The sequence below is a fragment of the Variovorax sp. EL159 genome (assembly GCF_900100965.1).
Classification (GTDB): domain Bacteria; phylum Pseudomonadota; class Gammaproteobacteria; order Burkholderiales; family Burkholderiaceae_C; genus Variovorax.
Genome location: NZ_FMUJ01000008.1, coordinates 42,916 through 57,407, shown reverse-complemented (window position 1 = coordinate 57,407; position 14,492 = coordinate 42,916). Strand labels below are relative to the sequence as shown.

General features: G+C 68.7%; 13 protein-coding genes and 1 riboswitch. Of the genes, 2 read left to right on the top strand and 11 right to left on the bottom strand.

The window, feature by feature from the left end:
* The first annotated feature begins 18 nt into the window (after nucleotides 1-18).
* The gene (locus tag BLQ28_RS27750) at nucleotides 19-1,047 is read left to right on the top strand and encodes an AraC family transcriptional regulator (protein ID WP_093246558.1); all 1,029 of its coding nucleotides are present in this window, start codon (nucleotides 19-21) and stop codon (nucleotides 1,045-1,047) included.
* A gap of 36 nt (nucleotides 1,048-1,083) precedes the next feature.
* Here BLQ28_RS27750 and BLQ28_RS27745 read toward each other — a convergent pair whose 3' ends face one another.
* From BLQ28_RS27745 to BLQ28_RS27705, 9 genes are all read right to left on the bottom strand, one after another.
* Complete coding sequence (locus BLQ28_RS27745) at nucleotides 1,084-2,109, bottom strand: aromatic ring-hydroxylating oxygenase subunit alpha (protein ID WP_093246557.1); 1,026 nt, start codon at nucleotides 2,107-2,109, stop codon at nucleotides 1,084-1,086.
* Between the two features lie 115 nt (nucleotides 2,110-2,224).
* On the bottom strand, nucleotides 2,225-3,031 hold the full coding sequence (locus tag BLQ28_RS27740) for a helix-turn-helix transcriptional regulator (protein WP_093246556.1): 807 nt from the start codon (nucleotides 3,029-3,031) through the stop codon (nucleotides 2,225-2,227).
* A gap of 69 nt (nucleotides 3,032-3,100) precedes the next feature.
* Nucleotides 3,101-3,559 (bottom strand): putative immunity protein, encoded by a 459-nt coding sequence (locus BLQ28_RS27735; protein WP_093246555.1) that lies wholly within the window; start codon nucleotides 3,557-3,559, stop codon nucleotides 3,101-3,103.
* Nucleotides 3,556-4,551, bottom strand: a complete 996-nt coding sequence (locus BLQ28_RS27730; protein ID WP_093246779.1) for a D-2-hydroxyacid dehydrogenase family protein — start codon at nucleotides 4,549-4,551, stop codon at nucleotides 3,556-3,558. Before BLQ28_RS27730 ends, BLQ28_RS27735 begins: the two co-directional genes overlap by 4 nt.
* A 104-nt stretch (nucleotides 4,552-4,655) precedes the next feature.
* Nucleotides 4,656-4,982, bottom strand: coding sequence for a thioredoxin family protein (locus BLQ28_RS27725; protein ID WP_093246554.1), 327 nt, complete (start codon nucleotides 4,980-4,982; stop codon nucleotides 4,656-4,658).
* 65 nt (nucleotides 4,983-5,047) lie between these two features.
* Nucleotides 5,048-5,740: an HAD family hydrolase gene (locus tag BLQ28_RS27720; protein WP_093246553.1), complete on the bottom strand. Its 693-nt coding sequence runs from the start codon at nucleotides 5,738-5,740 to the stop codon at nucleotides 5,048-5,050.
* Nucleotides 5,741-5,848: 108 nt separating this feature from the next.
* Nucleotides 5,849-7,735: a phosphomethylpyrimidine synthase ThiC gene (gene thiC, locus BLQ28_RS27715; protein WP_093246552.1), complete on the bottom strand. Its 1,887-nt coding sequence runs from the start codon at nucleotides 7,733-7,735 to the stop codon at nucleotides 5,849-5,851.
* Nucleotides 7,736-7,825: 90 nt separating this feature from the next.
* Nucleotides 7,826-7,931, bottom strand: a riboswitch (TPP riboswitch).
* Between the two features lie 26 nt (nucleotides 7,932-7,957).
* Nucleotides 7,958-8,392 carry a YchJ family protein gene (locus BLQ28_RS27710; RefSeq protein WP_093246551.1) on the bottom strand — a complete coding sequence of 145 codons (435 nt, stop codon included), beginning with the start codon at nucleotides 8,390-8,392 and terminating at the stop codon, nucleotides 7,958-7,960.
* Nucleotides 8,393-8,447: 55 nt separating this feature from the next.
* A complete protein-coding gene (locus tag BLQ28_RS27705) occupies nucleotides 8,448-10,268 on the bottom strand; it encodes a hybrid sensor histidine kinase/response regulator (protein ID WP_176801244.1) in 1,821 nt (606 codons plus the stop codon).
* A 143-nt stretch (nucleotides 10,269-10,411) separates the two neighbouring features.
* Between BLQ28_RS27705 and BLQ28_RS27700 the strand changes: the two genes are divergently transcribed.
* Complete coding sequence (locus BLQ28_RS27700) at nucleotides 10,412-11,167, top strand: helix-turn-helix transcriptional regulator (RefSeq protein ID WP_093246549.1); 756 nt, start codon at nucleotides 10,412-10,414, stop codon at nucleotides 11,165-11,167.
* A 7-nt stretch (nucleotides 11,168-11,174) separates the two neighbouring features.
* Here the strand turns inward: BLQ28_RS27700 and iaaH are convergent, their stop codons facing one another.
* Together iaaH and treF are read right to left on the bottom strand one after the other, a co-directional pair.
* The gene (iaaH, locus tag BLQ28_RS27695; RefSeq protein WP_093246778.1) at nucleotides 11,175-12,677 is read right to left on the bottom strand and encodes an indoleacetamide hydrolase; all 1,503 of its coding nucleotides are present in this window, start codon (nucleotides 12,675-12,677) and stop codon (nucleotides 11,175-11,177) included.
* Between the two features lie 90 nt (nucleotides 12,678-12,767).
* Nucleotides 12,768-14,429 carry an alpha,alpha-trehalase TreF gene (treF, locus tag BLQ28_RS27690; RefSeq protein ID WP_093246548.1) on the bottom strand — a complete coding sequence of 554 codons (1,662 nt, stop codon included), beginning with the start codon at nucleotides 14,427-14,429 and terminating at the stop codon, nucleotides 12,768-12,770.
* Nucleotides 14,430-14,492 lie beyond the last annotated feature (63 nt).

The following is a 14,492-nucleotide window of genomic DNA, read 5'->3' as shown; positions in this document are numbered from 1 at the left end:
CGCCTGAATCACCCAGCCATGTCTTCCCCATCGTTCCTGCGGCCTGCCCGCGCCGTCACGCCGATGGCCTTCGTGCGAGCCATCGTGCAGGGCTATGCGCGCTACGGAATCGATCCGGCCGAGGCCCTGCAGGCGGCACAGATCGCGCCGCGCGAGCTGGCCCGGCCGGGCGCGCGGGTCACGGCCGCGCAGTTCGAGGCGCTGTCGGAACACGCCATGCAGGAGCTGGACGACGAAGCCCTCGGCTGGTTCTCGCGGCGGCTGCCCTGGGGCAGCTACGGCATGCTGTGCCGCGCCTCGCTGACCTCGCCCGACCTGGGCGTGGCCATCAAGCGCTGGTGCCGCCACCACCGCCTGCTGACCGAAGACATCGGCCTGGCGCTCGAAGTGGCGGGCGGCGTGGCCACCCTGCGCATCACCGAGAACCGCGCGCTGGACGACGCCTTCCGCGAGTTCTGCCTGGTGACCAGCCTGCGCTTCATGCACGGCTACATGTGCTGGGCCATCGACTCGCGCATCTCGCTGCGCCACGCGACCTTCCCGTTCGCAACGCCGCTGCACAGCGACGCCTATGCGCCGATGTTCACGCCCGAGGTGCGCTTCGATGCGCCGCAGGCCAGCATCAGCTTCGACGAGCGCTACCTCGCCCTGCCGCTGCAGCGCGACGAACGCGCATTGCGCACCATGCTCAAGCGCGCGCTGCCGCTGACCATCCTGCAGTACCGGCGCGACCGCCTGCTGGGGCAGCGCGTGCGCGAGCTGCTGCGATCGCGCGCGAGCGAGGCGACCACGGCCGAGGCGCTGGCGGGGCTGCTCAACGTGTCGGGCCGCACGCTGCACCGGCAGCTGCACGAGGAAGGCACTTCGCTGCAGACGCTGAAGAACGAAGTGCGCCACGAGCTGGCGGTGGAACAGCTGCGGCGCACCACCCGGCCGATCAAGCAGGTGGCGCTGGCGGTGGGGTTTCGCAACGAGAAGAGCTTTTCGCGCGCGTTCCTGCAGTGGACGGGGCACGCGCCGCGCGACTTCCGGCAGCAGGGGCTGTAGCGCGCGGGATGTGACGGAGTGCGGCGGGATGCGGTTTCAGGCCTGCTGCTCGGCCGCCACGGCCTGCGCCACCAGCCGCCGGAACTGGATCAGCGCCGAGTCCATCGCCAGCGGCAGCATCGGCGCGGCAGGGTCGCGTTCGATGTTGCGCGCCTGCGCGGTGATCATGTCGCGGTCTTCATTGAAGGCAACGATCAGGCTGTCGTGGATGGTGCGCGTGAGCCGCTCGCCGCCAAGCTCGGGACGGTGCGACTGCTGAAAGAAGTAGTGCGTGGTGGTCTCGGTTTCGGGCGTCAGCGTCTGGCAGCTGTGAAGCTCGACCGCGCGGCGCATGTCGCCCTCGGCATCGCCCACCGGGCGGCCACCCGACTGCATGAGCAAGGTGCCCGGCAACACGAAGTCGTAGATGAACCAGCGGTCGAAGCGCGGGTTGTCGCCGAAGTCGCGCGCACCGGCCCAGTGGGCGGGCGGGGGCACATTGCCGACCTTGCGCGTCACGCGCAGGCCGCGCTCGATCTTCTCGATGACGGGCCGCGCCTGCGCGATGGCGGTGGAGCCGCCGAGCGTCTTCTCGTGCACATAGCTCAGGTGGGAGAAGTCGAGCAGGTTGTCGCAGATCAGCAGGTAGGGCGTGTCGTAGTGCAGATAGCCCGGAATGTTCAGCCATTGCGGGTCGTCGCAGGAGTGGTTGTCGGGCAGCAGCGCCGTGTCGGCCTGCACCGGCTCGCCCATCCACACGAACACCCAGCGGTTGCGCACGACGACCGGGTAGCTGCGCACGCGCGCCTTGGCCGGCACGGTGTCCATGCCCGGTGCCTCGACGCAGACGCCCTGTGCGTCGAACTTGAGGCCGTGGTAGCCGCAGCGCACGCAGTCGCCTTCGCGCCGGCCCTTGGAGAGCGGCGCGAGCCTGTGGCAGCACCGGTCTTCGAGCGCCACGATCCCGCCGCCGGAAGGGCGAAACAGCAACAGCGGCTCGCCGATCACCGTGCGGTTGAACAGGCCCTCGGCGGGAATCTCGTGGTCCCAGGCGACCACATACCAGCAGTTGCGGATGAACATGACGCGCTCGTCTCCATCGGTTCTCGGATGCCGATGGTGCGGCCATGGCGTCGCAATGCCTGTCCCCCGTGGAGGGGACAAGGGGCCGCGTCTCCGTACCCGTGCCTGTGCCCGTTCAGCCGGCCAGGCGCACCAGCGCCGCGCGGTCGTTGATGGCGAGCTTCGCGTAGGCGCGCTTGCGCAGCGTGTGAACGCTCGACGGCGCAATGCCGAGATCGGCCGCAATGCCGTCCGCGGTGATGCCGCAGGCGATGCGCGCGCAGACGTCGCGCTCGCGGCCGCTCAGCGGCGCGGCATCGAGCCGGGCCCGCGCCAGCGCGATGCGCGTGTCCATGTCCAGGCCGCCCGCCCCGGTGCCCAGCGCATGGCGGTGCACCTGCCGCAGCAGCGGCGCCACGGCGAGCACGCGTTCGATCTCCTGCGGGCCGAAGCGCCCCATCGACTCGCTGCGGTAGAGGTTGATCGAGAACGCGCTCCCGCGCGGCATGGGCGTGTAGAGCAGCGCGAGCCGGTCGCTCAGGTGTTCGCGCTGGTAGATCTGGTGGCGCCAGCCGGGGTCGGGGATATCGTCCGCGTGGAGCTGTAGCGCCATCAGCTCATTGCTGTCGCCGGGTGCGGCGCCCATGTGCGCGGCGATGTGCGTGGCGTCGTCGAAGCTGTAGAAGTGGCGCCGGTACTGCGCAAAGCAGTCGTGCGTGACGTTGCGCACGCCGCAGCCGTAGGCATGGCCCTCGAGCTGCATCGGCGCCTCGGGCGCGTGGCGCACCAGCGAGATGTACGCCACCGGCAGCAGCGCATTGAGAAAGTGCAGCATGGCGCGCGCCGGCGCTACGTCGCGCGGCACATCGAGCAGCAGCGACACCGCCTGCAGATCGAGCACCTGCTGGCTGGCGACGGCGGGAACGCGCCACATGGCTTGCATGCGGAAATTGTCCTCCCGCGGAAGGCCGCGCGCAGCGCGGACGGGTCGGGATTAACCCGGGCCGAGGCCTCAGGCCTTCGCCTCGGCCATCGCCATCTCGCGCAGTTGCGAGACCTGCCAAGCGAACTCTTCCGCGAACGCATCGGGGTCCGCCAGGGCATAGGCGCCATACGCATAGACCGTGGCGTATGCGGCGTACTCAGCTGCCTCGAGCGCGTGCCCCGTCACAGCATGGAACACGGCATAGGTCGCGGACACGGCCGCATGCGCCGACGCATCGATGGAGCCCGAGCCCGGGTGGCTGCGCGCGACGGTTGCCATGCGTTCCTGCACACGCGCGAGCGTCGGTGCATCGCACCGGCCTTCGAGGAAAGCGCCGAGGGTGTCCAGTGCATCGACGGCTTCCGGTGCTTCCAGCAGGTGCCGCACGCGCCGCACGCACGCAAAGCCGAAACGCAGGCGCAAGGGCATCTGGCGCTCCGACTGGAGATCGACCTCCGCCGCGAGCCGCTGCAGCGCAGTGTTCATGACCCCGCGACGCTCCGCATGTGGCCCAGCACGTCCGGGTTGACCACGTTGATCGGCTGGCCTTCGGCGAAGGCCGTGATCTGGTCGAAGACATCGGAGAACTGCAGGTCGTATTCCTCGCGCGTCACGTAGCCGATGTGAGGCGTGCACACCACGTTGGGCAGGGAGATCAACGGATCGGCCGGATCGGTGAGGGGTTCGGTTTCGTAGACATCCACGGCCGCCATGCCGGGGCGCCCCGCCTGCAGGGCCTGGACCAGTGCACCGGGCTCGATCAGCCCCGCACGGCTGGTGTTCACGAGGATCGCGCCAGGCTTCATGAGCGCCAGGTCTTCGCGTCGCACGATGCCTCGCGTAGCGGGCACCAGCCGCATGTGCAGCGAGATGGCATCGCATTCGCGGAAGAAAGTGTCGCGGTCCGGTGCCGGCTGGCGCCCGTCGGCCAGGGCGCGCTGCAGCGAATCCGGCCGCGCCCACACCAGCACCTTCATGCCGAAGGCTTCGCCATAGCCCGCGACGGTGGCGCCGATGCGTCCGTAGCCGTAGATGCCCAGCGTCTTGCCACGCAGCGTGGAGCCCACGCCGGTCTGCCAATTGCCCCGCTGCAGCGACGCCATCTGCTGGGGAAGCTGCCGGGCGACGGACAGCAGCAGGGCCCAGGTCAGCTCGGCCGCCGCATACGACGGGGTGCCCGGATGCTGGTCCGACGACACCACGATGCCGAGCCGCGTGCAGGCGTCGATGTCGATGTGGGGGTACACGCTGCGCTGGCTGATCAGCCGCAATCGGGGCAGGCGCTCCAGCAGTGCGGCCCTGAGCGCGGTGCGCTCGCGGATCAGCACCACAGCGTCGGCATCGGCGAGCCTGCGCGCGAGCACGTCGAGGTCATCGACGTGGTCGTTCCAGACCGTGACCTTGTGGCCGTCCAGCTTGCGAAAGCAAGGCAGGGTGCGCAGGGTGTCGAAGTAGTCGTCCAGTACCGCGATGTTCATCATGAACGCGGATTCTGGACGCGTCGGGCGCCCGCGAGAAATGAATTTATCTGAGCAATTGCTTCCAGATTTTCATGAAAGCAGGCGCTGCAATGAGCAATGCGTCAGGCCGGCTGCGCGATCGACGCGAGCGCGTCGGCGATGGACTGGCTGTCTTCAGGACGCACCAGCTTCGCAACCTGCTGGCCATCGCGCATGAACACCAGCGTGGGCCACAACCGCACGTTGAACGAACGGCCCAGCGGGCGCCCGCTGCCGTCTTCGACCTTGATGCGCGGGATGTCCGGGTACTTGGCAAAGGCCTCGGCAATGTTCGGCTGCGCCGCCTTGCAGATGCCGCACCAGTTGGTGCCGAACTCCACGACGGCGGGGCCCTTGAGGGCGTCGATCTCGCTGCGGTCGGGTTGCTCGGTCTTGTATTCGGACGTCATGGGGCGGGCTCCTGGTTCGGGTCTGTCGTCGGCGCGGCCGTCGGTCGCGCCATTGCACCAGAAACTCAGGCCGCCTGCAGGCGGTAGCCCGAAAGCAGCGCCGGCAATTCGGCCATGTCGCTGAAGACCTGCACCGCGCCCGCGGCCAGCAGCGGCCCGGGGCCGCTGTGGCCGGAATCGCCGGTGCTGTAGCCGAACACCGTGGCACCCGCTGCCACGCCGGCCATGGCGCCGGTCACCGTGTCTTCGACGATGGCGCAACGGCGCGGGTCCACGCCGAGGGCTTCGGCGGCGGCCAGGTACACATCGGGGTGCGGCTTGGAGCGGGGCATTTCATGGCCGCTGAAGATACGGCCCTGGAAGCAGTCGAGCAGGCCGATCTTGGCCAGCTGCAGCTCGACCTTGTGGCGGTCGGCGCCCGATGCGCAGGCAATGCGGCCCTTGAGCTTCGCGTGGATCTCGCGGATGGCGGCGGGCGCGTGGGGAATGGCGACGAGGTCGCGCTCCAGGGCTTCGTTGCGGCGCGCGCGGAACGTCTTGAGCCACTCGGGCGTGATGGCGAAACCGGTCTTCGATTCGATGAGCGCGGCCTCGTCCTTCACGGCCTTGCCGGTGAAGGTGTTCATCGACTCTTCGGTGGTGATGTGCCAGCCCAGCTCGCCCAGCATCTCGGCCAGGACGCGGTTGGTGATGGGTTCGGAATCGACGAGGACGCCGTCGCAGTCGAACAGGACTGCGGCGAAAGGAAATGGGGTCATTGCACGGAGAGGGTTCGAAGGAGTCGCCCATGGTAGCAATGACCCCGGGGTGGGGCTTCGAAGGGGCCGGGAACGAACCCGGCCCCTGGGAGAGCGCCGGAGCGCCGCTCAGGAAACCGAACGGATCGGGATGTACATCTCGCCGCCGCCGGCCATGAATTCCTTCGACTTTTCTTCCATGCCCGCCGCCACGGCCGCGGCCTCGGCCACGCCCTTCTGGGCCGCGTACTCGCGCACTTCCTGCGTGATCTTCATGGAGCAGAACTTGGGGCCGCACATCGAACAGAAGTGCGCCACCTTGCTCGAATCCTTGGGCAGCGTCTCGTCGTGGAATTCACGCGCGGTGTCGGGGTCGAGGCCCAGGTTGAACTGGTCCTGCCAGCGGAACTCGAAGCGCGCCTTACTCAAGGCGTCGTCACGCGAGCGCGCACCCGGGTGCCCCTTGGCCACGTCGGCCGCGTGCGCGGCGATCTTGTAGGCAATGATCCCCTGCTTCACGTCGTCGCGATCGGGCAGGCCCAGGTGTTCCTTGGGCGTCACGTAGCACAGCATCGCGGTGCCGGCCCAGCCGATCATCGCGGCGCCGATGGCGCTGGAGATGTGGTCGTAGCCCGGCGCGATGTCGATGGTCAGCGGCCCGAGCGTGTAGAACGGCGCCTCGTGGCAGTGCTTGATCTGCTCGTCCATGTTGGCCTGGATCATGTGCATCGGCACGTGGCCCGGGCCTTCGATCATGGTCTGCACGTCGTGCTTCCACGCGATCTGGGTCAGCTCGCCCAGCGTGCGCAGTTCGGCGAACTGCGCTTCGTCGTTGGCGTCGGCGCCCGAGCCGGGGCGCAGGCCGTCGCCGAGCGAGAAGCTCACGTCGTACGCCTTCATGATGTCGCAGATGTCTTCGAAGCGTTCGTAGAGAAAGCTCTCCTTGTGGTGTGCGATGCACCACTTGGCCATGATCGAGCCGCCGCGCGAGACGATGCCCGTCATGCGGTCGGCCGTCAGGTGAATGAACGGCAGGCGCACGCCGGCGTGGATGGTGAAGTAGTCGATGCCCTGCTCGGCCTGCTCGATCAGCGTGTCGCGGAAGATTTCCCAGGTCAGGTCTTCGGCCACGCCGCCCACCTTTTCGAGCGCCTGGTAGATGGGCACGGTGCCGATGGGCACGGGCGAGTTGCGCACGATCCAGTCGCGCGTGGTGTGGATGTTCTTGCCGGTCGACAGGTCCATCACGTTGTCGGCGCCCCAGCGGATCGCCCACACGAGCTTTTCGACCTCTTCCTCGATGCTGGAAGTAACGGCCGAGTTACCGATGTTGGCGTTGATCTTCACCTTGAAGTTGCGGCCGATGGCCATCGGCTCGACTTCGGGGTGGTTGATGTTGGCCGGAATGATCGCGCGGCCGCGTGCCACTTCATCGCGCACGAACTCGGGCGTGATGATGCGCGGAATGCTGGCGCCCATCGGGTTGCCGGCCACGCGCCTGGCGCGCTCCTCGTTGGCCAGGTACTCGGCCATCCACTCGCGCTTGCCGTTTTCGCGCAGCGCCACGTATTCCATTTCGGGTGTGACGATGCCGCGGCGTGCGTAGTGCATCTGCGTGACGTTGGCGCCCGACTTGGCGCGGCGCGGCGTGCGCTGCAGGGCCGCTGCACCGGCGCGCAGTTCGGCCAGGCGCTGGGCGTCATGGTCGTGGGCGTGCTTCAGGCCTTCGTCCAGCGCCTGGTGCGAGCGGCCTTCGTAACTTTCGGTGTCATTGCGCTCGAGCACCCAGGCGCCGCGCACGTCGGGCAGGCCACGGCGCACGTCGATGTCGACCTTGGCGTCGGTGTAGGGGCCCGAGGTGTCGTAGAGCGACACCGTTTCGCCGTTGGTGAGCAGCACGTCGCGCACCGGCACGTTCAGGTCGGGCCGGCTGCCCGGGATCAGGCACTTGTGGGACGCGGGAAAGGGCTCGCGCGTGAGCGAGAGCAAAGAGGTGAACTTGTCGGGGGCATTCATCGGGGCACTCCTTGTTGAGGGAAAGGGTGCTCCGCAATCGCTCGGTGGGCCTTCGGGCCGTCACGGAAGGTGGGTGACGGACGGACCGAAGTCAGGGAGTGCAGCTCTTCTTACGCCGGTATGACCCGGATCAAGTTCGCGGGTCGGCAGCTTTGCCATCTCAGCACACCACATGTGTGCACCCCGGAGCGAGGCCGATTGTGCGAGCCTCGGGCCGGTGCGTCAACCCAGGGGCTGCTGCAGATCACCTTCGAGGTAGTACCAGCGCTCGTCTTCGCGCACGAAGCGGCTGCGCTCGTGCAGGCGCGTGGCGGCACCGGTGGCCGCGCTGCGCTGGCGCGCGACGAACTCGACCTCGGCATGGTCGGCGTCGAGCACGGAGCGCGACCGGATGTCGAGGCCCAGCCACTTGACGCCCGGCTCGAACTCGATCGAGGCCGGCCGTTTCGACGCATGCCAGGTGGCGAGCAGGTATTCGGCCCGCTCCAGCACGAAAGCCGAATAGCGCGAACGCATCAGCGATTCGGCGTCGGGGGCGGGTGTGTTCTCGAAGTCGTCGAGATAGCGGCCACAGCACAGGGCGTAGCCGATGGGCTTGTCGCGGCGGTCGGTGCGGCCGCAGGGACAAGGTCCGGTGGTGGGATCGATGGCGCTCATGAAGACCGCTATTGGAACACCTCGCGGCCCGGGCGCCGATGGGGCAAGCCCGCCCCTATGCCGGACGGCTGCCGGCAATGGCTTCCTGCAGGGCCTGGGCCTGCGCCGGCTTGTAGATCAGCGCGTAGCCGGCGCGCTCGACTTCGGCCCGCGTCGCGTGGGCGGTTTCGCCGGTGAGGATGACCACGCTGCGCACCTTGCCGACCGCCTGCAGGGCCTGCGCGGCGGCCAGCCCCGACAGGCCGCTGCCCAGTCGCAGGTCGCTCAGCATGAGGTCGAACACGCCGCCGTGCTGCAGGGCTTCGCGCGGGTTGGCGGCCAGCGCCACTTCGTGGCCCCAGCCGCACAGCAGCGAACGCATCGCTTCGCGCACGGGCTGCTCGTCGTCGAGCACGAGGATGCGCACGGGGGGCAGCGGCACGTCTGCCGCGGGCTCGGCGGGCACGCCGCTTGCGGCGTCCGGTTCCTCTGGCGGTGCGGGCGCTTCTTCGAGCACCAGCGAGAAGGTGCTGCCACGGCCCGGCGCGGTGCGCACCTCGATGCGCGAGCCCATGACCTGCGCCATGCTCGCCACCAGCGACAGGCCCAGCCCGAGGCCCTGGCTGCGGTCGCGCCCCGGGTTGTCGACCTGGAAGAACTCCTCGAACACCTGCTCCTGGTGCTGCGCCTCGATGCCCACGCCCGAGTCGCGCACCTCGATGCGCCAGGCCGGCACGCCATTGCGCGGCCGCTGCAGCCGCCGCGCGAAGACGAAGACCGTGCCCGCCGGGGTGTACTTGATCGCGTTGTCGATCAGGTTGCCCAGCACGCGCGCGAGCATGCGGGCATCGGCCCGCACCACGGCCTCGGTGGGGCGCACGCGCAGGGCCAGCCCCTTGGCGTCTGCCAGAGCCCCGAAACGCCCTTGCAGCGACTCGAAGATAGTGTCCAGATACAGCGGCTCCAGCCGCACCGGCGCGACACCGCCGTCGAGCTGCGCAATGTCGAGCAGCGCGTCGATGGAGCCACGCAGCGCATCGACGCTGTCGCGCATGAAGCGCAGGTTGTCGGCGCTGGGCGCGGTGCGGGTGTTGAGCGCGTCGACAAAGATCGCCAATGCATGCATGGGCTGGCGCAGGTCGTGGTTGGCCGCCGCGAAGATGCGCGCGCGCTGCGCCGCCAGCTGCGCGACATGGTCGAGCTGGCGCGCGAGCGCATCGGCCAGCCGCGCCTTTTCAAAGCCCGCCTCGATGGCGCCCACGATCAGCCGGTTCTGCTTGCGCGCGTAGTAGAGCGCCGCGAACATCTGCGAGACCACCAGGCAGCCCATGATGAGCTGCACGCTGCCCGGCTCGACCACCAGCCGCAGCGCCATGCCCATGAACATCGGCACGCTGAAGCACACGGCCGCCAGCCACCACTGCGCCAGCGCCGCGATGACGACACTCGAAACACCGCTGATGAAGAAGTACATCAGCAGGATCAGCGCGAGGTTGTCGTGCGGAAAGAAAAGCCACGGCGCCAGTGCCCAGATCAACCCCGGCACCAGCATGCGCAGCTCCAGCCGCCGGCGCGTCTGCACGGCCGTGGCGACGTCGATGCTGGCCGGGTCCACGCGGCGCAGGTGGCGGTGCCGATGCCACTGCGAGGTGTGCACCAGCACGCCCCACACGATCGTTCCCGGGTTGCCGGTGAGTACGAGAAAAGTGATCCAGAAGATGGCGGCGACGGTGGCGGCCATCAGCGGCGTGTCGAAGGTATCGACCACGAAGGCCCGCGCCAGGCTCTGGTCGACCAACGGATTGGCATTGGGCGACTCCACCCAGTAGTCGCGTATGCGCCGCAGCACCAACCCCGGGAAGGGCTTGCGGACGGGGCTGGAAGGAGATGGGCGCATGAGCAGCAGAAGCCGGCCCGTGATTTTGCGCGTATTGCGCCGCGCCGCGATACCTCCCCGGACATCCACCATTGGCGCGGTGCTTGCTAAACGTTAGCCTTACTTCTGCCCACGACGAGGGCTAGCGAAAGAGCGAGGCGGCGATGTACCTGACAGGCCCTGAACAGCACGCGCTGCGCGGCGTTTTCACGCTGCTGGCGCAAGACCGCGACGAACGCGAGATTCGCGAGCGCCTGGGCTGGGCGCTGCTCGACCTGCTGCACGCCGACCAGTTCGCCTCTTTCGTGTGGGACGCGGACAGCGGCAGCTTCGGCGCGCGCGTGGCGCTCAACATGGACCCGGCCAACCTCGACCGCTATGCGCAGTGGCACCAGCACCACGACCCGATCACCTTCGTGCTGCAGTCGCACCGCCGCGCCACGCGCGTGACCGACGTGATGCCGCAGCGCGCGCTGATGCGCACCCCGTTCTTTACCGACTTCCTCTCGCGCGACGGGCTGCACTGGGGCATGAACCTGCATGCCTTCGAGGGCGACCGCGCGCTGGGCGACCTGCGCATCTGGCGCCGCAAGGGACGCGGCGATTTCGGCGATCACGAGAAGGCGCTGCTCGACCTGATCGAGCCGGCCTTTGCAGGGGCACTTCAGCGTGCGCAGCGCGTGGCGGCGCTTGCATCGCCCGCCCCGCGTGCAGGCAACGACGAAACCGCCTGGACCTTGCTGAGCGCGCGCGAGCAGGAGGTGGCCCGCTGCGTGCGCGAAGGGCTGACCGACAAGGAGATCGCGCGGCGCATGGCGGTGGGCGTGCCCACCGTACGCACCTACCTGCGGCGCATCTTCGACAAGCTCGGCATCGAGCGCCGTTCGGCGCTGGCCGGCTGGGGCATGCCGGCGCGCTGACCGGGCATCACTTCGGGGCCGGCAGACGGCCGAGCACGCCTTCGACGGCAAGGCCCACGGCCAGCAGCCGGCGGTCGCTGCCCGCGGGGCCGTCCAGCTCCAGCCCCACGGGCAGGCCGCTGGTCGCGCCCAGGCCCGAGGGCAACTGCACGCCGGGAATGCCGGCGTTGCTGCCGGGGTCGGTGTTCTGGATCAGCGCGCCGAAGTTCTCGGGGCTGCTGGCTTCGGGCCCAGCCGCCAGCGCCACGCGCGGCACCGTGGGGAACACCAGCGCGTCGAGCCTGTTCTTCGTGAAGGTGTCGCGGTAGAGCTTCTGCAGGGCCGGCCGGGCGACGCGCATCGCGTGCTCGTAAACCGGCTTCGCATCGACCACGCCATTCGGCGCGGGCAGCTTGCGAGGGATCACGAAGGTGTCGAAGGTGCCCTTGACGTCGGGGCTGGCGATGCCGGCCGCCAGCTGCGCGATGTCGATGCCGGTGCGGTACTTCGCGAGGTACGCCGCCATGTCGTCGTTCGCCTCGTAGAGCGCGAGCGGAAAGCCGATGGCGCTGTTCAGTTCCATCAGCTTCGGCATTTCCACATCCACCAGCGTGACACCCGCCGCGCGCAGCTTCGCGAGCGCGGCGTCGGTGGCGGCGCGCGTGTCCGCGTCGAGGTTCGCGTAGAAGGCCGGCACCACGCCAAGCCGCACGCGCTTCAGGTTGGCGGACTTGAGCGGCGTGCCACCGGCGATCACGCGATCGAGCAGCGCCACGTCGGCCATCGACTGCGCCATCGGCCCCGCCGTGTCGCGCGTGTGCGAGATCGGTGCGATGCCCTGCTGCGAATAGCGGCCCATGCTGGGCCGCAGCGACGCGCAGCCGTTGAAGGCACAGGGGATGCGCACCGAGCCGCCCGTGTCGGTGCCGAGCGCCGCCGGCGCCATGCGCGCACCGAGCGCCGAACCGTTGCCCGACGACGATCCGCCCGCGATGCGGCTCGCGTCGTAGGCGTTGCGCACGCCGACCTCGGGCCCCGTCTGGAACGCGGGGTTGTAGCCCGTGACGCCGAAGGCCAGCTCATGCATGTTCGTCTTGCCGAGGATGACGGCGCCGGCCGCGCGCAGCTTCGCGACCACCGGCGCATCGGCCGCGGGCACGAAGCCCTTGAGCGCGGGCGTGCCGGCCGTGGCGGGCAGGCCCTGCACCTGGATGTTGTCCTTGATGGCCACCGGCAGCCCCGCCAAGGGCTTGCAGGCGCCGCCGCGCTTGCGCTGCGCGTCGGCCGCGCGCGCCGCCTTCAGCGCGCCCGCTTCATCGAGCGTGACGAAGGCATTGAGATTCGCCTTGGCCTTGGCTTGCGCGAGGTAGGCCGTCACCAGTTGCTCGCTCGTCACCGTGCCGGCGCAAAGCTGCTGCACGGCCTGGCTCGCGGTCAGCGTGGCGATGTCCGGTGCGGCGGGTTGCGCTTGCGCGGATGCGCCGATGCACAGCAAGGCCACGGCGAATGAAACGGGTTTGGAAATGGACATGGCGAAGACCTCCGACAAAGAGATCGCCATGCTGCGCCGCGAGTGAGGTCCTGTCTGTCATCGAAACCGATGACATGGCAGAACATGCGATCAGGGGCGCTTGAGTTCCGGATAGATCGTCATCAGCTGCACGGCCACGCCGTTGGTCCAGCCGAAGCCGTCCTGCAAGACGTACTCGCCGCCGCCGGCCTCGCCGCTGTTGTCGATCACGTTGTACTTCTCGACCAGCTTGCCGCTGCTGCCGTAGACCTGCTGCACCTTGCCCATCCATCGCGTTGCGATGTCGCGTGCGAGCGCATGCTGCCCATAGCGCCGGAGGCCATCGACCGCGATCCATTGCAATGGGGCCCAGCCGTTGGGCGCATCCCATTGCTGGTCGGTTGCGACGGGCGTGGTCACCACGCCATAGGGCTTCAGCAGTTGCCTGCCCGTCCAGTCGGCCACGCGCGCTGCCTGCGCCGGCTCCGCGATGCCGACGAACAGCGGGTACAGCGTGGCAGCGCCAGGGCGGCCGGTCGGCTGCCGCTTGATCCACTGGTAGTCCACGTAGTGGCCACCGGCTTCGTTCCACAGGTACTTCTGCACCGCCGCGCGGCGACGTTCGGCGCGTTGCGTGAAGTCGCTGCTGCAGGCCACGTCCTGCACGCGCTCGCAGCCCAGGCGGATCGCGCTTTCCAGCCCGTACAGCAGGCTGTTCAGGTCCACGGGCACGATGGCGGTGGTCTCGATGGTGGCGAGCGTCTTGCCGTCGGCGAACCAGCGGCTGCTGAAGTCCCATCCGCTCTCCGCGGCCGCGCGCAGGTCGCGATAGACCTCAGCTGCGGGCCGACCGCTCTTCTTCGCCAGCGCCACGTCTTCCGCATACGACTCGTCGCGCGGCACGGCGCGGTCGTCGTAATAGCGGTTCAGCACGCTGCCGTCGGCCAACGCCACCACGCGGCGGTGCGCGGTGCCGGGCTTGAGCTTGTCCGCGCCTTCCATCCAGAACGCGTATTCGCGCCGCAGCTGCGGCAGGTAGCGCGCGTAGGCGGCGGCTTCGTCCTGGGTGGACAGCAGGCCCACCATCTTGAAATAGAACGGCGGCTGCGAACGGCTCAGGTAGTAGCTGCGATTGCCGTTCGGGATGTGGCCGTAGCGGTCGATCAGGCTCGCGAAGTTGCCGACCATGTCGCGCAGCGAATCGGGCTTGCCGTTCTGCAACAGGCCCAGCATGGTGAAGTACGAGTCCCAGTAGTACACCTCGCGAAAGCGCCCACCCGGCACCACGTAGGGGCCCGGCAGCGGCAGCAGCGAGGAGCCCGCGCCTTGCTTCTGCGGTTGCTGCGTCAGGCGCGGCCAGAGGCTTGCGATGTGCTGCGCGAGCGACTGCGAACGGTCGCTGACGTAGGTGTCGGCGCTGTCCCGTGGCAGTTCGAAGTGCCGCTGCACGAAGCCGGAGAGATCGAAACCGGGGCGGTCTTTCTCGCGCCTGTACTGCGCGGCGATGGTGGCGGGCGAAGTCCGGGGTACGGCGTCGACGAAGGTCTTGCCGTCCTTGAACACCTGCCCCAGTTGGACTGCGGCAAACAGCTCCGGGTACAGCTCGGAAGGCGGTGCCGGGTAGGCGACTGCGGGCCTGGTGGCAACGAGTACTTCCGCATGCACAGGCGCGTTGAACGCACCGAACAGCATGCCGGCCGCCACTGTGGCGGCCCCAACCATCGGAAATCTCGAGCGACGGTGCAGCGTCGCCGTCGTGGATGCCTGGGTCATGTCGGTCTCCCCTTGATCGGTTCGCGGAGACTCTACACGGCCGATGGCATCCGGCCTCCTGCG

Bases quoted from the DNA above. Each gene is read 5' to 3' on its own strand.
- BLQ28_RS27750 (WP_093246558.1), top strand. From the start codon at position 19: ATGTCTTCCCCATCGTTCCTGCGGCCTGCCCGCGCCGTCACGCCGATG.
- BLQ28_RS27745 (WP_093246557.1), bottom strand. From the start codon at position 2,109: ATGTTCATCCGCAACTGCTGGTATGTGGTCGCCTGGGACCACGAGATT.
- BLQ28_RS27740 (WP_093246556.1), bottom strand. From the start codon at position 3,031: ATGCAAGCCATGTGGCGCGTTCCCGCCGTCGCCAGCCAGCAGGTGCTC.
- BLQ28_RS27735 (WP_093246555.1), bottom strand. From the start codon at position 3,559: ATGAACACTGCGCTGCAGCGGCTCGCGGCGGAGGTCGATCTCCAGTCG.
- BLQ28_RS27730 (WP_093246779.1), bottom strand. From the start codon at position 4,551: ATGAACATCGCGGTACTGGACGACTACTTCGACACCCTGCGCACCCTG.
- BLQ28_RS27725 (WP_093246554.1), bottom strand. From the start codon at position 4,982: ATGACGTCCGAATACAAGACCGAGCAACCCGACCGCAGCGAGATCGAC.
- BLQ28_RS27720 (WP_093246553.1), bottom strand. From the start codon at position 5,740: ATGACCCCATTTCCTTTCGCCGCAGTCCTGTTCGACTGCGACGGCGTC.
- thiC (WP_093246552.1), bottom strand. From the start codon at position 7,735: ATGAATGCCCCCGACAAGTTCACCTCTTTGCTCTCGCTCACGCGCGAG.
- BLQ28_RS27710 (WP_093246551.1), bottom strand. From the start codon at position 8,392: ATGAGCGCCATCGATCCCACCACCGGACCTTGTCCCTGCGGCCGCACC.
- BLQ28_RS27705 (WP_176801244.1), bottom strand. From the start codon at position 10,268: ATGCGCCCATCTCCTTCCAGCCCCGTCCGCAAGCCCTTCCCGGGGTTG.
- BLQ28_RS27700 (WP_093246549.1), top strand. From the start codon at position 10,412: ATGTACCTGACAGGCCCTGAACAGCACGCGCTGCGCGGCGTTTTCACG.
- iaaH (WP_093246778.1), bottom strand. From the start codon at position 12,677: ATGTCCATTTCCAAACCCGTTTCATTCGCCGTGGCCTTGCTGTGCATC.
- treF (WP_093246548.1), bottom strand. From the start codon at position 14,429: ATGACCCAGGCATCCACGACGGCGACGCTGCACCGTCGCTCGAGATTT.